The organism is Psychrosphaera haliotis (assembly GCF_009728465.1).
GTDB classification, from domain to species: Bacteria; Pseudomonadota; Gammaproteobacteria; order Enterobacterales; family Alteromonadaceae; genus Psychrosphaera; species Psychrosphaera haliotis.
Genome location: NZ_WOCD01000003.1, coordinates 1,239,796 through 1,258,878 on the forward strand (window position 1 = coordinate 1,239,796; position 19,083 = coordinate 1,258,878).

At 41.1% G+C, this 19,083-nt stretch carries 15 protein-coding genes, 2 tRNA genes, 3 rRNA genes and 1 pseudogene; 4 read left to right on the forward strand and 17 right to left on the reverse strand.

Going from position 1 to position 19,083, the window contains the following annotated elements; all coding sequences use genetic code 11:
- Positions 1 to 56 precede the first annotated feature (56 nt).
- A complete protein-coding gene (uvrA, locus tag GNP35_RS10440) occupies positions 57 to 2,876 on the forward strand; it encodes an excinuclease ABC subunit UvrA (RefSeq protein WP_155696027.1) in 2,820 nt (939 codons plus the stop codon).
- 22 nt (positions 2,877 to 2,898) lie between these two features.
- On the opposite strand, the gene GNP35_RS16320 is transcribed toward uvrA, so the two are convergent.
- Both GNP35_RS16320 and GNP35_RS10450 read right to left on the reverse strand, forming a co-directional pair.
- The gene (locus GNP35_RS16320; RefSeq protein WP_330997788.1) at positions 2,899 to 4,581 is read right to left on the reverse strand and encodes a bifunctional diguanylate cyclase/phosphodiesterase; all 1,683 of its coding nucleotides are present in this window, start codon (positions 4,579 to 4,581) and stop codon (positions 2,899 to 2,901) included.
- The gene (locus GNP35_RS10450) at positions 4,535 to 5,140 is read right to left on the reverse strand and encodes a response regulator (RefSeq protein WP_155696029.1); all 606 of its coding nucleotides are present in this window, start codon (positions 5,138 to 5,140) and stop codon (positions 4,535 to 4,537) included. Before GNP35_RS10450 ends, GNP35_RS16320 begins: the two co-directional genes overlap by 47 nt.
- Positions 5,141 to 5,314: 174 nt before the next feature.
- Between GNP35_RS10450 and GNP35_RS16080 the strand changes: the two genes are divergently transcribed.
- Complete coding sequence (locus GNP35_RS16080; RefSeq protein ID WP_155696030.1) at positions 5,315 to 5,761, forward strand: DUF2806 domain-containing protein; 447 nt, start codon at positions 5,315 to 5,317, stop codon at positions 5,759 to 5,761.
- Positions 5,676 to 6,200 (forward strand): TIGR03899 family protein, encoded by a 525-nt coding sequence (locus tag GNP35_RS16085; protein ID WP_330997789.1) that lies wholly within the window; start codon positions 5,676 to 5,678, stop codon positions 6,198 to 6,200. Before GNP35_RS16080 ends, GNP35_RS16085 begins: the two co-directional genes overlap by 86 nt.
- A 12-nt stretch (positions 6,201 to 6,212) precedes the next feature.
- Here GNP35_RS16085 and GNP35_RS10465 read toward each other — a convergent pair whose 3' ends face one another.
- The 6 genes from GNP35_RS10465 to GNP35_RS10490 all read right to left on the reverse strand — a co-directional run bounded on the left by GNP35_RS10465 (position 6,213) and on the right by GNP35_RS10490 (position 9,695).
- The gene (locus GNP35_RS10465; protein ID WP_155696032.1) at positions 6,213 to 6,962 is read right to left on the reverse strand and encodes a TIGR04219 family outer membrane beta-barrel protein; all 750 of its coding nucleotides are present in this window, start codon (positions 6,960 to 6,962) and stop codon (positions 6,213 to 6,215) included.
- 7 nt (positions 6,963 to 6,969) lie between these two features.
- Positions 6,970 to 7,947, reverse strand: a complete 978-nt coding sequence (locus GNP35_RS10470; RefSeq protein ID WP_155696033.1) for a DUF2333 family protein — start codon at positions 7,945 to 7,947, stop codon at positions 6,970 to 6,972.
- Positions 7,948 to 7,962: 15 nt separating this feature from the next.
- Entirely contained in the window at positions 7,963 to 8,403 is a 441-nt protein-coding gene (locus GNP35_RS10475) for a copper chaperone PCu(A)C (RefSeq protein WP_155696034.1), read from the reverse strand.
- Positions 8,404 to 8,474: 71 nt separating this feature from the next.
- Entirely contained in the window at positions 8,475 to 8,801 is a 327-nt protein-coding gene (locus GNP35_RS10480) for a hypothetical protein (RefSeq protein ID WP_155696035.1), read from the reverse strand.
- A 15-nt stretch (positions 8,802 to 8,816) separates the two neighbouring features.
- The gene (locus tag GNP35_RS10485; protein WP_155696036.1) at positions 8,817 to 9,026 is read right to left on the reverse strand and encodes a PspC domain-containing protein; all 210 of its coding nucleotides are present in this window, start codon (positions 9,024 to 9,026) and stop codon (positions 8,817 to 8,819) included.
- Between the two features lie 9 nt (positions 9,027 to 9,035).
- Positions 9,036 to 9,695 (reverse strand): PspA/IM30 family protein, encoded by a 660-nt coding sequence (locus tag GNP35_RS10490; protein WP_155696037.1) that lies wholly within the window; start codon positions 9,693 to 9,695, stop codon positions 9,036 to 9,038.
- Between the two features lie 449 nt (positions 9,696 to 10,144).
- Between GNP35_RS10490 and GNP35_RS10495 the strand changes: the two genes are divergently transcribed.
- Positions 10,145 to 10,288, forward strand: a complete 144-nt coding sequence (locus tag GNP35_RS10495) for a hypothetical protein (RefSeq protein WP_155696038.1) — start codon at positions 10,145 to 10,147, stop codon at positions 10,286 to 10,288.
- Between the two features lie 567 nt (positions 10,289 to 10,855).
- On the opposite strand, the gene dusA is transcribed toward GNP35_RS10495, so the two are convergent.
- The 9 genes and pseudogenes from dusA to GNP35_RS10540 form a co-directional block, all read right to left on the reverse strand.
- A complete protein-coding gene (gene dusA, locus GNP35_RS10500; protein WP_155696039.1) occupies positions 10,856 to 11,851 on the reverse strand; it encodes a tRNA dihydrouridine(20/20a) synthase DusA in 996 nt (331 codons plus the stop codon).
- A 171-nt stretch (positions 11,852 to 12,022) separates the two neighbouring features.
- Positions 12,023 to 13,411: pseudogene (locus tag GNP35_RS10505) on the reverse strand (M28 family metallopeptidase).
- A gap of 50 nt (positions 13,412 to 13,461) precedes the next feature.
- Positions 13,462 to 13,791 carry a hypothetical protein gene (locus GNP35_RS10510; RefSeq protein ID WP_155696040.1) on the reverse strand — a complete coding sequence of 110 codons (330 nt, stop codon included), beginning with the start codon at positions 13,789 to 13,791 and terminating at the stop codon, positions 13,462 to 13,464.
- An 11-nt stretch (positions 13,792 to 13,802) separates the two neighbouring features.
- Positions 13,803 to 13,991 (reverse strand): hypothetical protein, encoded by a 189-nt coding sequence (locus GNP35_RS10515; protein ID WP_155696041.1) that lies wholly within the window; start codon positions 13,989 to 13,991, stop codon positions 13,803 to 13,805.
- A 464-nt stretch (positions 13,992 to 14,455) separates the two neighbouring features.
- Positions 14,456 to 14,570: ribosomal RNA gene (rrf, locus tag GNP35_RS10520) — 5S ribosomal RNA — on the reverse strand.
- A gap of 164 nt (positions 14,571 to 14,734) precedes the next feature.
- A 23S ribosomal RNA gene (locus GNP35_RS10525) occupies positions 14,735 to 17,606 on the reverse strand.
- Positions 17,607 to 17,904: 298 nt separating this feature from the next.
- Positions 17,905 to 17,980: transfer RNA gene (locus tag GNP35_RS10530), tRNA-Ala, on the reverse strand.
- Positions 17,981 to 18,093: 113 nt separating this feature from the next.
- Positions 18,094 to 18,170: transfer RNA gene (locus GNP35_RS10535), tRNA-Ile, on the reverse strand.
- A gap of 108 nt (positions 18,171 to 18,278) precedes the next feature.
- Positions 18,279 to 19,083 (reverse strand): 16S ribosomal RNA (locus GNP35_RS10540); the annotation flags it as partial.

Sequence of the window (19,083 nt, forward strand, 5' to 3'; positions counted from 1 at the left end):
GCGTTGGCCGGTTTAGTGTCATACTGTCTGATCTGATAAATAGGTAAGAAGTGAATATGGACAAGATTGAAGTTCGTGGTGCCCGTACCCACAATTTGAAAAACATAGATATTGAGATCCCTCGCGATAAACTTATTGTAATCACTGGCCTGTCAGGTTCAGGTAAATCCTCACTTGCATTTGATACTCTCTATGCCGAAGGTCAACGCAGATACGTTGAATCGCTTTCAGCGTATGCTCGTCAGTTTCTATCACTCATGGAAAAGCCTGATGTTGATCATATTGAAGGGCTTTCCCCAGCAATTTCTATTGAACAAAAGTCTACATCACATAATCCACGTTCTACCGTAGGTACTATCACTGAAATTTATGATTATCTTCGTCTTCTTTATGCGCGAGTAGGCACACCAACTTGCCCAACGCATGGCGAACCACTTGAAGCACAAACCGTATCCCAAATGGTCGACCGTGTTTTAGCGTTGCCAGAGAGCTCAAAAATCATGATCCTTGCACCGGTTGTAAGAGACCGTAAAGGTGAGCACGTTAAAACTCTCGAAAATTTATCTGCTCAAGGTTTTATTAGAGCCAGAATTGATGGCGAAGTTTGTGATTTATCAGATCCTCCAGAATTAGAGCTTCACAAAAAGCATACTATTGAAGTGGTTGTGGACCGCTTAAAAGTTCGTGAAGATATTCAGCAGCGTCTTGCTGAATCAATTGAGACTTCGTTAGATTTAAGTGGCGGTATTGTTAATGTTGCCTTTATGGAAGGTGATCATGAGCCGTTAACTTTCAGCGCAAACTTTGCCTGTCCAGTCTGTGGTTATTCAATGCAAGAGTTAGAACCTAGACTTTTCTCGTTTAACAATCCCGCAGGGGCGTGTTCAACCTGTGATGGTTTAGGCGTTAAACAATATTTTGATTCAGATAAAGTCATAATAAACAATGAATTGAGTTTGACCGGCGGAGCGATTAGAGGCTGGGATAAACGCAATTTCTATTATTTCCAAATGCTTAAGTCCCTGGCAGAGCATTACGACATTGATTTAAGTCAGCCATTTAACGACTTACCCGCAGAGCACCGTCACGTTATTTTAAATGGCAGCGGTAAACAAAGTATTGAATTCAAATACATGAATGACCGTGGCGACGTAGTGGTTCGAAACCATCCATTTGAAGGTATCTTGCCTAACATGGAACGTCGTTACAAAGAGACTGAGTCAAACACAGTAAGAGAAGAGCTAACCAAGTATATTAGCACTCAACCTTGTCCTAGCTGTAACGGCAGTCGTCTTCGTGAAGAGGCTCGTCACGTTTTTGTGACAAACACCAATTTGCCTACCATTACACAAATGTCTATTGGTGAAGCTAGCCAGTTTTTTGAAGACTTAAACCTAAGTGGCCAAAAAGCACAAATAGCCGAAAAAATTCTAAAAGAAATTCGTGAACGATTAGGTTTCCTAGTGAATGTAGGATTAACCTATTTATCACTTTCTCGAAGCGCCGAAACATTATCTGGCGGCGAAGCCCAACGAATTCGCCTTGCTAGCCAAATTGGTGCTGGTTTAGTTGGTGTTATGTATGTTCTAGATGAGCCGTCTATTGGCCTCCACCAGCGTGACAATGACCGTCTACTGCAAACTCTTATACACTTAAGAGATTTGGGTAATACTGTTATTGTTGTAGAGCATGACGAAGATGCTATACGAGCGGCGGATTACGTAATCGATATTGGCCCAGGAGCCGGTGTACATGGTGGTGAAATTATTGCCAAAGGCACGCCTGACGAAGTCAAAAACAATCCAAATTCAGTGACAGGTCAATTTCTGTCAGGTGTTCGTCAAATTGCAGTACCTAAACAGCGTGTGCCAGTGACAGACCAATGGTTGTCTTTAAAAGGCGCGACAGGTAATAATTTACAAAATGTATCAATAGATATTCCTATTGGATTAATGACCTGTGTGACTGGTGTATCAGGCTCAGGTAAATCGACACTTATTAACGGTACTTTATTCCCAATTGCTCACCGTGAGTTAAACAAGGCCACTTTATCGGAGCCAGCTCCGTATAAAGAAATTACTGGTATTGAGTTGCTTGATAAGGTTATTGATATTGACCAAAGTCCAATTGGTCGAACGCCTCGCTCAAACCCAGCAACTTACACCGGCATATTTACCAATATCCGTGATTTGTTTGCTGGTACTCAAGAAGCTCGAGCTAGGGGTTATAAAGCCGGTCGATTTAGTTTTAATGTGAAAGGCGGCCGATGTGAAGCTTGCCAAGGTGACGGCTTAATCAAAGTTGAAATGCACTTCTTACCAGACGTTTACGTTCCTTGTGATGTTTGTGGTAGTAAACGTTATAACCGTGAAACGTTAGAAGTTATGTATAAAGGCAAAAACATTAATCAAGTTCTTGAAATGACAGTGGAAGATGCTCGAGAGTTTTTTGACGCTATTCCTGCTATTTCAAGAAAACTACAAACATTAATGGATGTTGGTCTGAGTTATATAAGGCTTGGTCAGTCGGCAACAACGTTATCGGGCGGTGAGGCTCAACGAGTTAAACTTGCAAAAGAACTATCTAAACGCGATACCGGCCAAACGCTCTATATTCTAGATGAGCCTACAACAGGTCTTCACTTCCATGATATTGAGCAACTGCTGACGGTTATCCACCGTCTTCGTGATCATGGCAATACTATTGTGATCATTGAGCATAACTTAGATGTGGTTAAAACCGCTGACTATATTATTGACTTAGGACCTGAAGGTGGCTCTGGCGGTGGAACTATCGTTGCAGCGGGAACCCCAGAAGAAGTTTGTGAAGTAAAAGAGTCTTTCACTGCTAAATATCTAAAACCGCTTATTAGCTAAATAAAGGCATACCTTTGTATTGTTAATTATGTTTGCTGTTGAACTCTCGTAAAAACACCTCGAGTTCATCAGCAGGCATAGGTTTCGCATGGTAATATCCTTGAGACTCATGACAGCCTAAACGTTTTACAAACTCTTGTTGCTCTTCCGTTTCAATACCCTCTGCTATTACCTCTAAGCCTAATTTTTGACCCAAATTAATAATACTCTCAGCCAAAATTCCATCACCTCCAAATCCAATATCTTTAATAAACTCACGGTCTACTTTTAGTCGATTAATTGGCAGCTTGTGAAGATAGCTCAGTGATGAAAAGCCAGTTCCAAAGTCATCAATTGCCACTGTATAACCTAACTGACGTAACTTCTCTAGCGCGGTAATAACCACAGTTGTATCGTCCATAACCACACTTTCAGTAATTTCTAGCTCAATATTTTTAGGATCAACATGATACTTTTGTGTCACGCTTGCTACGGTTTCTACAAACATAGTGTTTTTAAACTGAGGCATAGAAACATTGACTGCAATGCGGTGATCTTTAAAACCTTGTTCCGTCATACGATTAACCTGAATACAGGCTTGTTCCAATACCCAACTGCCAATATCAACAATTAACCCGGTATATTCCGCAAGCGGGATAAAGGTGAGTGGCGAATGAAAACCACCGGTTCCATTTGGCCACCTAAGCAGGGCTTCCGCACCTATAATCTTGTTTTTTTGCAAATCCAATTGAGGCTGATACCACACCTGTAATTTTTGATCATAAAAATCATCTGTTAACTTTCGTATCATCTCTAAACGCCATGCTGTTTCGTCTTCCATTTCAGCAGCGTAATAGTTGGCCCTGTTTTGTACGTCTTTTTTAGCTCTATTTAAAGCAATATTTGTTTGCTTTATAATAGCTAAACCGCTTATTTTTCTATCGGGATTTTTTGTAATTCCTACACGAGCATTTATTGGTATAAGATGCTCTCCCGCCTTTAACGGAAGATCAAACGACGCTAAAATTTTTTCCGACTCTAATGAGTTGCTTGAACCTATTAAACCAAAAACATCAGCAGCAACACGATACACAGTGACGTTTTTATCTAACTGACTACAAAGACGTTCTGCAACACTCTGAAGTAAATAATTCCCTGAGTCTTGACCTAAACCGTCATTGATATCAGAAAAATGTTCTATATCAACTAAGGCAACAACTTCACCACAGGGTCCTAAATCGCCTATTTTATCTAACGTTTCTATAAATTTAGTTCTATTAGGTAAATTGGTTAATCCATCTAAATAAGCAATGTCGCTTACTTGTTTTAACAGCAAAGAATTGTCTAGGTCGGAGGCAATGTTTGATGTGAAGGATTGAATTAATTCTGGGCGAACAATGTTTGGGTAAGCATCAAATAAGATTAAAACACCTGAGCATGACTTTGAGGGAATGAATAAAATTAAATCGTTGCCCACTGTAAATGAGCTTTCGCTTAAGATTGCTTGTTTTAACTTTATAACAATTTCCTGTGGCAGTACTTCCTCATACAAACGGCCTTTAAAGGCGTACATCTCTTCAGTGCTGTATTCAATTTTATAACTAGATCTATCACTTACGAGTTTAGATTGATTCAATAGAAACACTCCAGGCCCACCCGACTTAAATAACTCTAGAGAGTTATGTACTAAACAGCGGACAAAGGATGCAAAATTCTTCTGCGCAATAAGCGAAACTGTTCATAACGGTTAGACGTTGAAGAAAGTCGCGAGCTTCACTTATGAGACATAATTGCTGATAAGAACGGATTGCTGCACACAAACTGGTATAAAGTTTACTGCGCGTTGTTTCTGTTTTCATAATGTAGTCATTAATTTCAAACTGACTAATTACTTTTTCTTCTGGCGCATAACCAGGTTGGCCAGTTCTTAAAATAATTCTTATATCACGTAAGCCCAAGTCCTCTCTAATCGACTTAACTAATACAAGTCCAGCATCATCACTTTCCATTACAACATCGAGGATAACAACAGCTACTTTTTCTTCAGTTTGCAATGCCTTGTATGCTTCTTCTGCGGAATAGGCGTGCAAAAACGACAGTGTTTTACCTGCTATTTTTACACCAGATAACGCCATCGTCGTTACTTGATGAATTTCAGGCTCATCATCAACAATGAGTACTTTCCATGAATCTAGGTTTGCCTGTTCATTCCCATCTTCAACATCAGTAACTGACTGTCCCGAAAAAAGAAAACCTTCCTGCTGTATAACTTTTTGAGTTGGCATTGACCGCAAACTTCCTCAACTATTTTTAAATACACAAATTAATCCAATCTAATTTAAGTGTAGAAACAAAAGTGATTTTTGCACGTAAACTTGAGGTATTTATTGCCTTTACTTTGACATTCACTAAAGATTTAAAGAGTATGAGTAATTAGTTTCTAAGTGACCCTAAATAAAATGAATAACCCTGTTGACTCAAGAACCAAATATTTGAACCTCGTTAAGCAATTAACCGGCATTGATTTTGAAATTACGACCGATGAAGGTATTGATGAAAAACGAGTGATAAATCATCTAAAAAATGATGAACAGGTATTAATTAGGGACGAAGAATCGACAATTAATAAGCGAATTAATAAACGCAGCCAAATCAACGAAGCTCGCCAGCAGTATAATTTAGAGCAAATTTTTAGCTTAGCATTAGATCATGTTAAAGGGGACGTCTTAATAGACAAACTCGATTTAGATTGGGTAATGAAATTTACTAACCTTGCAAAGAACTGTTACACGCCTAGCATGCACGAAACTCTGGTCAAAAATCCTATCCGTAGAACTAGTTCAACAAGGCTCATTTTCATACCGAAGTTTAAAAACACTTTCAGAGCTTGGTACCAAAGAAGCTAAAATATTTTATAAAGCGGTGAGGTTGATGTGTCGGTTTAACGAGGAGCATTCGGGAAGATTATTAACTGGTTTATATAAAAAGCCTACATTAATTAATATTTTTTCAAGCTCAGGTAAAGTCAGCCTGAACCTAAATCAGTTTGGGCTCTCCTATACTCATTTAATTTCACTGGCTGAACTTGGACTTATTCATCAACAAGAAATTGAGTCTGCGCCATACAACTCAAAAGACACATTAAAGTTGAGTCAAAATAAACAGTCTTTTGATGTGGTCGTTAAACAAAAGGATGTGGTATTTACGTATTACAAGCTGACGCCGTCGGGCTATGAATTGAGTCGCCTAGTTAATCCACCAAACGATTCGGACTTTATAAATTATTTGTTGAGGGACTTTGGCGATCTACTTAGTGGTAACTATGACGTTACCACTAAAGCATAATATCGAAATCGTTTAGAAACGAATTCGCATTCCGGCAAAGGTAGTATCTAAATCTTGATTAAAAATCACGCCATCACTCAATGAGAAATCAACGCTCTCTTTACGGTAACCTAATTTAAGATCTACGTCTGGTATAAGGTTATTATCAAATGTATAACCGATACCACTTTGATATAAATGATTGCTATCGCCTTTATTAAACTCAGCAAAAACAAAAAAGCCTAGCAGTGGCACACCACTTTGAATATTTACATGCACCATAGGTACAATTTTGTCTGAGTCTACTTGCGATTGTTGTGTGTCTCCAACTTTAGACGTGGCAATATCAAGCTCTTGATAACGTGTTAATAAACCGAGATCCATTTTCAGTATACTCACATCAAAAACTGGATACGAAAGCAGTAAATCAAACGCTTTAGTTTTATGTACCGAAGATAGTTGGCTCGCAACACTATAAGCTTCACCCCCTAAAACATAAGTTTGCGCTAGTGTGTTTGTACCGGTCTGCTCATTGCTAGACGAACTAAGCCTTACATTAGGAAGTATTGGTAATTTATGGGTGATAGACAATTCATACTGTCTATTTGTTTCACTTTGTCCAGAAAATGCTAGTAGGTTATCGTTAGCGACTCCATAAGTTGCAGGAGCATCTTGTTTCCATTGATCGGCACCAATTGTGAACGTAAACGGCCCTTTAGCTAACAATGGCGACACCCAAAACAACATCCCTACAAATAGCGCAAACTTTAAAAGTGGTTTCATGCCTAGATTACCCCTGCGTTAATAACGTCTTAAGATCTATAATAGCTGCATTAGCGCGCGATATATAATTTGCCATGACTAGAGAATGATTTGCCAGAACCCCGAAGCCACTTCCGTTTAAAACCATAGGGCTCCAAATAGTATGCTGCGTCGCTTCTAATTCTCTAATAATTTGCTTCAAACTCGTTTGTGCATTCTTTTTCTGCAATGTGCTGGCAAAGTCAATTTCAACCGCTTTCAAAAAGTGTAAAAGGGCCCAACTTGCGCCTTTGGCTTCATAAAATACGTCATCTATTTTCCACCAACTGGTTTGTACCATTTGGCTTTTTGCAGTCTGGGTTGATTGAATTGCTCCAGTTTCCCCTGCTAAATCGATATTAATTCTATCTTGACCAACACTCGCGCTTAACCGTTGGCTCAAGCTACCCATGCGCTTCTCAACTTCATTAAGCCAATCTTTCAAATTGTCAGCTCGAGCATAAAACTGTGCCGAACCTTGCTGTTTATCACTTAGTGAATCTCTATATTTTTCTAATGCTTCCACCGCCATAGTGTAAGACGACTCTGCACTTGGTAACGCCCAAGAAGTATGATCGATACTAAATTGTGGTTGGGCTACTTTTAAGTATGGGTTTTCAACAGATTGAGATTGCGAGCGACTAAAGTCTCGTCTCAAAGCAAGGGCGAGATCACGACTCATTTCCAATGCGCCAAACTCAAAAGCAGGAATATTATCTAAGAATAAGCTAGGCGGCGTAATGTCATTTGATAAATAACCACCAGGTTTATTCAATAAAACATTAGTCACTTCAATGAGCGTGTGTGTTGTTGTAAAACCTGTTACTGGGGTCGTATTTAGCGCTTTTGCTTTTGCTAATGAACGCTCCTCAACAGAAAAAACGTCAGGCATAAAACTCCAATATTGTGCTAACACGATTGAAATTACAACGATGGCCCCGAGGCCGGCCATTAACCATTTCTTCATTTTGATAACCTTCTATTAATGATGGTGTTTAACTTTAAGCTTATGAACTTCAAAAGGAACTGTAAAAGAATCGCCAGACTTTGTTGTAAATAGCACATCTACAAGCTTAGCACTGTTAAGCTCAGGCTCAACTTTAAGAAACATTAAATGCAATCCACCTGACTCAAAAACAATGGTATCACCTGCTGGTATTTTCACTTCCATTTCTTGATACATACGCATTACACCGTTGTTCATATCATGATTGTGAAATTCTAATACTTCTGACGCACTGCTTTTAGCAGAAACTAAAATGACATCTTTAGTGCCCATGTTTGTCATTTTAAAATAACCCACGGTATTTTTCATGCCTGGTATTGGCGCTCTAACCGTTGCTTCAGATGCTGAAATAGATAAATCAGCAAAAGCTGTGCTACTAAAAACAACCAAACTAAATATTAATACTAAAATTTTCATGTTTTGTTACCTAAAGGACTTAAACCAATAGGAATCATACATTATGCAACTCATTGATCGCATATTTATTTTTATGTATTTTTGCGCTTTCTAAAAAATATCAAGTAGCCAATTATGCCAAATAGTATTAGTGGCCAAACAGCTGATAGACCTGCAAGTACAATCGCCCCAACAATCATAGCGAAGACAACAAACAAACCTGCAAAAAGACTAATTAAGGCTACCGCTAATCCAAAAAAGATAAGTAGCACTACAGCAAAACCGATTAGATTTTCAGTAACGCCACCTACATTAGACCAGTGGCTTAAACCTTCAACGTTAACGTAGTAGGTAGGCAGCATACTTAGTATCAACACGATACCAAGTAATGCGAGTCCAACTTTTAAAAATGTCGCCATGATTCGACTCCTTCTCTAATAATATTTTTTGGTGGGCATCAATATTGATGCTAGGAAATAACCAAAGATTGCAGCTCCTGGGTAAAATAATCCAAAGACCACCGTAGCAGCTCGTACACCCCAAACCGGTAAGTTAAAGTGTTTAGCCGTTCCCGCACAAACCCCTGTCAATTTTCTATTCAAAGCGTCTTTGGTAATTGGATTGCCTATATATTCGTTTTTCATAATTATCCCCTAACTATTGGCTACTTTTTTCTTTAGTTCAGCTAATTGCTCATCTACTTTAGACTCGACCTCAAGCTTTCTAAACTCATCATGTAAATTTCTAGACGTGACATCATATGCGTCGGCTTGGCTTTCTAGATCATCTACTTTGCGTTGCAACTGCTCATACCTTTGTGTAACCGCGTCAACTCTATTTGTGTCCATAACCTGTTGAGAACGCATTCTAACTTCAGCAGTTTCTAACCTTCGGTCTGTGCTATTTATCTTCCCTTTCACTTCCGACAACTTCTTGTTAAGTGCTGCTGTATCAGTAGAGATAGTTTCCAAATCTTTGTCTATCGAAGCGATTTGCTTTTCAATTGCCGCTACTGTTTTGCTGTTTTGTTCTTTCTGAACCAGGGCATCGCGGGCTAAATCTTCTCTGTTTTTTGATAAAGCTAACTCTGCTTTTGCTTGCCAGTCGTTTTGCTCTTTAACTAAGGCTTCCAAATCACGGCCAATATGCTTTTTCTCAGCAATTAAACTAGCAGCGTGAGTGCGAGCTTCAACCAGAGCCTCTTCCATATCTTGAGCTATAAGTCGTAACATATGCTCTGGCTTTTCAGCTTTATCTAATGCTGCGTTTAGGTTCGCGTTCATAACATCTACAAATCTATTTAATACGCCCATTTGTTTCTCCTAACTTTTCTCTGTTTTTATTTAGATTAAGTACGACTTAATTCGCACTATTTTATTTTCGAATACCAATTGGGTAATGCTCTTTTCGCAATACCTCTTTTTAGCAATCTTCTTTTCTACACGTTCTTTCTATATTAGTTACTTCCAAACTACGTGCCATTACCACTACTGGTGTAAGTCTCTGTATTTTATAGGAATTTAATAACCCACAAAGAAAGTCGGAAAGGACACATTTAAGATTGTGGCTAATTTGACGAATAGTTGAACAATTTAGCCAGTCAAAATTAAAGAAGGGTGGGCTAATGAAAACTCAAAGGTTTGTCTTGGTGCTAAATGTCATATTTTGAAGAGACAGGTATCTGAAACTGGTGCCTGATATTTTGGACGTTATAAACCTTGCCCTTTCGAGATAAAAACAGAGCCTGAGGTTGGATTTAGATTTGGATTTAGATTTAGATTTGGATTTAGATTTGGATTTAGATTTAGATTTGGATTTAGATTTAGATTTAGATTTGGATTTAGATTTAGATTTAGATTTAGATTTAGATTTGCAAAAAGGTTATCTATTAACACTTTTTTACTAACACTTTAAGCAAATTGACTACATTCTAATTTGCTTATTGATTAATACCGTTAACCCAGCTAACCATTCTGAGGAGCGCACTGCGTTTACAATTGCGTAAACTACTCCAAGGCTAATAACTGGCAAGAATGAAACAACAAATAAGGTAAAAGAACTTACCATAATTATTCACTCATGGAGTCAGTTGAATTTGCTGTTTGTTTTGCAAGCTTCATCAATTGTTGCACCTGAAAAAGATCGTTGCTTAAAATTGATTGTTTCGCTTTGTAGTTTACGTGTTTTTGTACAGTTGTAATTTGTTTGTTAACTAAGCTTTGTAAATCTTGAGTATCAGACAGATTGCTAATTGATACTGGTGTGTTTAATACAAGGCTGCTTAATAGAAACTAATGATTGCATGACTTTCTCCTAGTGTTTTTTTGTTTAGTCGGAGATAGTGTTACAAAGGTTGTGCCAAGCTTAAAATAAAAAAAGGCCCTTATTAAATAGGCCTTTTATAGTTTGTAAGTGCAAACGTAATAATTTCACAGTTTAACTAAAACAACTCAATGGTAAATTTAACCACTTTTTAGTCAATTCCTCTTTCTCGAAAAAACTCTGTAGCTTCTACTATTAACTCTTTACCTTTTTTATCCGTTTTCACGGCATTTTCACTTAAATAACGACGCCAAATTTTAGCCCCTGGTAAACCTAAATAAAGTCCCATCATATGGCGTAAAACATGCCATGCACGACCCTCATTAATTTCATGTTTAGTGATGTAATCAGACATTTTTTCTAAAACACCAGAACGTGAGATCTTTTCATGATTATCCTGGTAAATAACGTCATCAACATCGGCCATGATATACGGGTTTTGGTAAACCTCTCGACCCATCATTACACCATCAACGTGTTTAAGGTGTTCTAGACTTTCATCTAAGGTTTTTACACCACCGTTGATGATAATTTCCAGCTCAGGAAACATCTCTTTAATTTTATAAACACGGTCGTAGTCAAGTGGCGGTATATCGCGGTTTTCTTTTGGGCTAAGGCCTGTAAGCCAAGCTTTTCTTGCATGTATGATAAACGTTTCACAGCCTGCTACTTTAACTTTGGTAACAAAGTCTAATAAAAATTCAAAACTATCTTGATCATCTATTCCAATACGAGACTTCACTGTAATAGGAATAGTTGTCACTGCTTTCATTGCGGCAACGCATTCTGCAACTAATTCAGGTTTTGCCATTAAACAGGCGCCAAACATACCATTTTGAACACGATCTGATGGGCAACCTACGTTTAAGTTTACCTCGTCGTAACCTCTCTCTTCGGCTAATTTGGCACAGTGTGCCAACGCTTCCGGATCGCTGCCACCTAGCTGCAAGGCTACCGGTTGCTCTTCGGTATTAAACTTAAGAAAGTCATTTTTTCCGTGAATAATAGCGCCAGTTGTAACCATCTCGGTATATAACACAGAGTGTTTAGACATTGTTCGATAAAAGTAACGGCAATGGCGATCGGTCCAATCCAACATTGGTGCAACGCAGAAGCGGCGGTCTAATTTACGTTTATCAGTATTCATACAGACTCTTTTATTATAGCGGATAGGTTCAGTTAAATAACTCAGGTTACTTGATCATGTATTTTTCAATTATTACGCAATGAAAATGGGTAAAAAGGAAAGCCAAATTATAGCATTGTGAATAGGTAAAGAAAAAGCAGGAGCACCGTTGAAAGGTGCTCAATGTCGAAGTTATTCACCAAAATCGCCAGCAGCACCCGGGAAAACAACTGGACTCTCAGTGCGATCTTTACTAACGCTTGCAACACCAAAAAAGTAGTTATCTATTACAACATTTTCTAAGGTAAATTCGGTTACATCTCCTACAAAGCGACTAAATTGCCACTGAGGCGAATCAGTGTACCTCCAGTAAATTTTGTATCCTAAAAACTGAGGGTTTTGCTGTTTATTTATTGCAGCCCAACTAAGTGTGGTGTGCGGTAAAACAGCACCTGCTATTTGGACTTTGCTTGGTGGAGGTGGTGCCCATGCCATTGAGGCGAGAGAAACTGCATTTAATGATGTCAATTTTGCCGCATACTCAAAGTCGACACCGTCAATGGTATCGCCGTATTCAATTCCGTTTTCGGTTCTAAGGTCTTGATGTTGACGGTTGTAATTCTCATTAGTTTCCATGATTCGAATACCAGGGTAACCTAAGTCATTAAACGGACGATGGTGCCCACCTCGTCGAAATCGATCTAATCTATAAATGACCATAGTGTCCAAGTTTGGTATATATCGATCAGCCATTAAATCAATATACCTTGCAAGGTTACGGCTAGGCGAGTCAACTTCTCCGCCTGTAAAACGACGCAAATTTGATTCTTTCGACGTTTCATTTTGACGCGTGCCTTCGGCAAAGATCCTCGCCGTAGTATTGTTAATTACGCCATTTACACCTTCAATGTTGCCAATCATATCGTTGTTAAGCACAGCTTTAAGACGCCAACTATTTTTCTGTGCATGTTTCTGCTAAGATTCGACCACCAAATAAACCCTGCTCTTCACCTGCTAAGGCAGCATATACGATACTGCCATTAAATTTATATTGGCTTAGTACTCTGGCGGCCTCTAACGTACCGGCAACACCAGACGCATTATCATTAGCGCCTGGAGCGTCTGATGTATAGTCCATTACATCGCTTACTCTCGAGTCAATATCGCCAGACATTAATACATACCGACCAGGATCAGTTGATCCCTTCTGATTGCAATTACACTTACCACTTCGGTAGCTTTCGGAATTCGCTTCGCACCCTTTATCGTTTCTGATTGGTAAAATACTTCTAAACATCCGCCACAGTTTTCGGAAATCAATTCAAATTCAGCTTTTATCCAACGACGGGCCGCTCCTATTCCTCGTGTATCAGATGTGGTCTCAGATAGGGTATGTCTAGTTCCAAAACCAACAAGCTTTTCAATATCTTTTTCAATACGATTTGGCGAAATATCTGAAACAATTTTATGTAAGCTCTCATCAGCATTATTAATTATTGCTGGATCGGCAGATACATATAGTTGCGGTGTGGTAGCTGCCATTACTAATAATATGATCTTTCCGTTGATATTCTTAAACATTCTTATTCCTATTAAATTATGTTCGTTATCAAATTTTTATAACGTCTAATCTATAACGCTTTTTTATCTTTATATCGTTTCTTAACTATGAACTGCTGATAATTTGTTAAATCTTTGTATGTTCTTTTAGTAATTGATTCAATTTCGGTGTGATAGCTAATGTCTCTCAGCCACTCTATATTATATGGACATTTCTTGATTAACCGACGAATGACCTTTCGAGTATCTATATAGTTCATGCCTTTAGATTTATAAAATAGGACTTCTGCAAACATGGTTGGGGTTACACAGTAATAGTTTTTACTATCTGACTCTAAGAATTTAGTATCGAAAGAAGATACCGCTAAGTTAGAATTTGGTTTAGGTATGTGAATAGTCACACTCCCCTTAACTAATGTTTTACCTGTCTTTTGCGTAAAACCGAGGGACTCAAAAACGAAATAACGTATTTGCGTTGGCCAATAGAAAGCACATCATAATCATTCCTAACAAAAAAATTGTCATCGTATACCGTAATTAAAGGCAAGCCTTCTAAAGCATATAGATTGTTGTCTCTGTTCAGTGCTGAAAAGTCGATCATTTACGCTGCCTTAAAATTCATAACGCTCTTAAAGTTCTTCACGCTATTTGTTCCATCTATTATTACGAGTATAACATCAGATAGATCATAGAAAAGGAAAGGTAGGAGCCTTAGAGCGGCCACATTAGTGAGCGTTATTTTTGATTTTGCTGAATTCCAAACGTAAAAAATCCTCCGCACTTACGTACGTAGAGCAGGATGTTCAAGTGTCGCGAAGGCATGGATGCCTAGGAGCGACCGAGGGAGAGCGCATTTCGAGTGAATTGGATAAATCGCAGGCAATAAAAACCCCCTCGCACAACGTGCAAGGGGTTAGTATGGGAGCCTGGCGGTCGACTGCATGGATGCAGTCGGTTGATTGCGTCGGGAACGAGCAATCTAGAGCGTTAGCGAGCCGCCTTAATTGCTTAACGCCTAGAACGAAAAACCCCCGCACATATGTACGAGGGATTATTCAATTGGGAGCCTGGCGGTGAGCTACTCTCGCATAGCAAATGCTACACTACCATCGCCGCAGCTGCGTTTCACTTCTGAGTTCGAAATGGAATCAGGTGGGTCCACAGCGCTATTGCCACCAGGCAAAAGACTTGTCTTTATAATCTAGAAAGCGTGTACCACTAAAAGCAGTTACATGAAATTTGTTATTCAACCAAAATAATTTTGAGTATCTGCGACCTCCATGGATGGAGGAAGTGTCGATTGTTGTCTGGAACAACTTCGACAAGAGAACACTTAAGCGTTGTATGGTTAAGCCTCACGGGCAATTAGTATAAGTTAGCTTAATGCCTCACAGCACTTCCACACCTTACTATCAACGTTGTAGTCTTCAACGACCCTTTAGGACAGTTAAACTGTCAGGGATGACTCATCTCGAGGCTCGCTTCCCGCTTAGATGCTTTCAGCGGTTATCGATTCCGAACGTAGCTACCGGGCAATGCCATTGGCATGACAACCCGAACACCAGCGGTTCGTCCACTCCGGTCCTCTCGTACTAGGAGCAGCCCCTCTCAATCATCCAACGCCCACGGCAGATAGGGACCGAACTGTCTCACGACGTTCTAAACCCAGCTCGCGTACCACTTTAAATGGCGAACAGCCATACCCTTGGACCGACTTCAGCCCCAGGATGTGATGAGCCGACATCGAGGTGCCAAACACCGCCGTCGATATGAACTCTTGGGCGGTATCAGCCTGTTATCCCCGGAGTACCTTTTATCCGTTGAGCGATGGCCCTTCCATACAGAGCCACCGGATCACTATGACCTACTTTCGTACCTGCTCGACATGTCGTCTCGCAGTTAAGCTTGCTTCTACCATTACACTAACCGTACGATGTCCGACCGTACTTAGCAAACCTTCGTGCTCCTCCGTTACTCTTTGGGAGGAGACCGCCCCAGTCAAACTACCCACCAGACACTGTCCACAACCCCGATAAGGGGCCAATGTTAGAACATCAAACATACAAGGGTGGTATTTCAAGGATGGCTCCACCTGAACTGGCGTCCAAGTTTCATAGCCTCCCACCTATCCTACACATGTAGGTTCAATGTTCAGTGTCAAGCTGTAGTAAAGGTTCACGGGGTCTTTCCGTCTAGCCGCGGGTACACAGCATCTTCACTGCGATTTCAATTTCACTGAGTCTCGGGTGGAGACAGCGTGGCCATCATTACACCATTCGTGCAGGTCGGAACTTACCCGACAAGGAATTTCGCTACCTTAGGACCGTTATAGTTACGGCCGCCGTTTACCGGGGCTTCGATCATGAGCTTCTCCGAAGATAACCCAATCAATTAACCTTCCGGCACCGGGCAGGTGTCACACCGTATACGTCATCTTTCGATTTAGCACAGTGCTGTGTTTTTAATAAACAGTTGCAGCCACCAGGTCACTGCGACCCACTTCAGCTCCGGCAGCAAGTGCCTTCACCTAACGTGGGCGTACCTTCTCCCGAAGTTACGGTACCATTTTGCCTAGTTCCTTCACCCGAGTTCTCTCAAGCGCCTTAGTATTCTCTACCTGACCACCTGTGTCGGTTTGGGGTACGGTTCTTAATCATCTGAAGCTTAGAGGCTTTTCCTGGAAGTATGGCATCAATGACTTCATCACCTTAGTGACTCGTCTCGTGTCTCAGTATTAGCCGCCCGGATTTACCTAAGCAGCCTACCTACACACTTTCACACGGACAACCATCGCCGTGCTCACCTAGCCTTCTCCGTCCCCCCATCGCAATGATTAAAAGTACAGAAATTTAATCTGTTTCCCATCGACTACGCATTTCTGCCTCGCCTTAGGGGCCGACTTACCCTACCCTGATTAGCATGGGATAGGAACCCTTGGTCTTTCGGCGTGGGGGTTTTTCACCCCCATTATCGTTACTCATGTCAACATTCGCACTTCTGATATGTCCAGCAGACTTCTCAATCCACCTTCAACCACTTACAGAACGCTCCCCTACCTAGCGAATAATTCGCTACCGCAGCTTCGGTGTTATGCTTAGCCCCGTTACATCTTCCGCGCAGGCCGACTCGACTAGTGAGCTATTACGCTTTCTTTAAAGGGTGGCTGCTTCTAAGCCAACCTCCTAGCTGTCTAAGCCTTCCCACATCGTTTCCCACTTAGCATAAACTTTGGGACCTTAGCTGGCGGTCTGGGTTGTTTCCCTCTCCACGACGAACGTTAGCACCCGCCGTGTGTCTCCCGGATATACTTTACGGTATTCGGAGTTTGCATGGGGTTGGTAAGCCGGGATGGCCCCCTAGCCCAAACAGTGCTCTACCCCCGTAAGTATTCGTCCGAGGCTCTACCTAAATAGATTTCGGGGAGAACCAGCTATCTCCCGGTTTGATTAGCCTTTCACTCCTAGCCACAGGTCATCCCCTAACTTTTCAACGTTAGTGGGTTCGGTCCTCCAGTTGATGTTACTCAACCTTCAACCTGCCCATGGCTAGATCACCGGGTTCGGGTCTATACCTTGCAACTTATTCGCCCAGTTAAGACTCGGTTTCCCTACGGCTCCCCTATTCGGTTAACCTTGCTACAAAATATAAGTCGTTGACCCATTATACAAAAGGTACGCAGTCACAGAACAAGTCTGCTCCTACTGCTTGTACGTATACGGTTTCAGGTTCTATTTCACTCCCCTCACAGGGGTTCTTTTCGCCTTTCCCTCACGGTACTGGTTCACTATCGGTCAATTGGGAGTATTTAGCCTTAGAGGATGGTCCCCCTATCTTCAGTCAAAGTTTCTCGTGCTCCGACCTACTTAATATGTCCAACATGGCTTGTCGTGTACGGGACTATCACCCACTATCGTTGCACTTTCCAGAGCATTCCACTAAACCATGCTGATTCGGCTGTTTCCCGTTCGCTCGCCGCTACTTAGGAAATCTCGGTTGATTTCTTTTCCTCCGGGTACTTAGATGTTTCAGTTCTCCGGGTTCGCTTCGTATAGCTATGTATTCACTATACGATACCCTAAAAAGGGTGGGTTTCCCCATTCGGAAATTCTGGTTTATAACGGTTTTTATCACCTTAACCAGACTTATCGCAGATTAACACGTCCTTCATCGCCTCCAATTGCCAAGGCATCCACCGTATACGCTTATTCACTTAACCATACAACCTTAAATGCTCTCGCAGATTCAGTCGTATATTATGTGTCATATTTATTGGTTACTTGACTTGTATAAGGCCAAGAACCTGACATAAATAACGCTTGAGTTTTCTCTTACAGTGATAATCAAAATTATTTTTTTAGTTGTTGAATAACAAATAAATAAACAATAATGTTTACCTTATTTTTTATCAGCTTTCCAAATTGTTAAAGAGCATGAGTTTATAAAAAACTCTAAACGATGCACACTAACTAATGTGTATGGTTTAGGGTTTTGAATCGAGAAACTGAGTGTCAGTATGGTGGAGCTACGCGGGATCGAACCGCGGACCTCTTGAATGCAAATCAAGCGCTCTCCCAGCTGAGCTATAGCCCCATACTGAAGTCACGTCATTAAAACGATTGTCCAAATCACATTTGACAAGGCATTTTGTTACGCGGTTTAGACTATCTAAACAAGTAACGAAATAACGCAGTCAGGTGAGATTTTGGTAGGCCTGGGCAGACTTGAACTGCCGACCTCACCCTTATCAGGGGTGCGCTCTAACCAGCTGAGCTACAGGCCTATCGTTTATGCTACAAACTCTCGAATGCAGCTAACAGCTTGCAGCTTTCTCGCTCATTATTCGTAATTAATTATTTGTGTGAACACTTCGAAGGTGTAACTTCGTATATAAGGAGGTGATCCAGCCGCAGGTTCCCCTACGGCTACCTTGTTACGACTTCCCCCAGTCATGAACCACAAAGTGGTGAACGCCCTCCCGAAGGTTAAGCTATCCACTTCTTTTGCAGCCCACTCCCATGGTGTGACGGGCGGTGTGTACAAGGCCCGGGAACGTATTCACCGTGGCATTCTGATCCACGATTACTAGCGATTCCGACTTCATGGAGTCGAGTTGCAGACTCCAATCCGGACTACGACAAGCTTTATGGGATCCGCTTACTCTCGCGAGTTTGCAACCCTTTGTACTTGCCATTGTAGCACGTGTGTAGCCCATCTCGTAAGGGCCATGATGACTTGACGTCGTCCCCACCTTCCTCCGGTTTGTCACCGGCAGTCTCCTTAGAGTTCCCACCATTACGTGCTGGCAACTAAGGATAAGGGTTGCGCTCGTTGCGGGACTTAACCCAACATTTCACAACACGAGCTGACGACAGCCATGCAGCACCTGTCTCAGAGTTCCCGAAGGCACTAAAGCGTCTCTGCTAAATTCTCTGGATGTCAAGAGATGGTAAGGTTCTTCGCGTTGCATCGAATTAAACCACATGCTCCACCGCTTGTGCGGGCCCCCGTCAATTCATTTGAGTTTTAACCTTGCGGCCGTACTCCCCAGGCGGTCTACTTAATGCGTTAGCTGCGCAAGACAGAGCTTAAGCTCCAAACTGCTAGTAGACATCGTTTACGGCGTGGACTACCAGGGTATCTAATCCTGTTTGCTACCCACGCTTTCGTACATGAGCGTCAGTGTCGACCCAGGT

What these genes read in the sequence shown, in the direction of transcription:
- uvrA (WP_155696027.1), top strand. Translation starts at nt 57, where the DNA reads ATGGACAAGATTGAAGTTCGTGGTGCCCGTACCCACAATTTGAAAAAC.
- GNP35_RS10450 (WP_155696029.1), bottom strand. Translation starts at nt 5,140, where the DNA reads ATGCCAACTCAAAAAGTTATACAGCAGGAAGGTTTTCTTTTTTCGGGA.
- GNP35_RS16080 (WP_155696030.1), top strand. Translation starts at nt 5,315, where the DNA reads ATGAATAACCCTGTTGACTCAAGAACCAAATATTTGAACCTCGTTAAG.
- GNP35_RS10465 (WP_155696032.1), bottom strand. Translation starts at nt 6,962, where the DNA reads ATGAAACCACTTTTAAAGTTTGCGCTATTTGTAGGGATGTTGTTTTGG.
- GNP35_RS10470 (WP_155696033.1), bottom strand. Translation starts at nt 7,947, where the DNA reads ATGAAGAAATGGTTAATGGCCGGCCTCGGGGCCATCGTTGTAATTTCA.
- GNP35_RS10475 (WP_155696034.1), bottom strand. Translation starts at nt 8,403, where the DNA reads ATGAAAATTTTAGTATTAATATTTAGTTTGGTTGTTTTTAGTAGCACA.
- GNP35_RS10480 (WP_155696035.1), bottom strand. Translation starts at nt 8,801, where the DNA reads ATGGCGACATTTTTAAAAGTTGGACTCGCATTACTTGGTATCGTGTTG.
- GNP35_RS10485 (WP_155696036.1), bottom strand. Translation starts at nt 9,026, where the DNA reads ATGAAAAACGAATATATAGGCAATCCAATTACCAAAGACGCTTTGAAT.
- GNP35_RS10490 (WP_155696037.1), bottom strand. Translation starts at nt 9,695, where the DNA reads ATGGGCGTATTAAATAGATTTGTAGATGTTATGAACGCGAACCTAAAC.
- dusA (WP_155696039.1), bottom strand. Translation starts at nt 11,851, where the DNA reads ATGAATACTGATAAACGTAAATTAGACCGCCGCTTCTGCGTTGCACCA.
- GNP35_RS10515 (WP_155696041.1), bottom strand. Translation starts at nt 13,991, where the DNA reads ATGATCGACTTTTCAGCACTGAACAGAGACAACAATCTATATGCTTTA.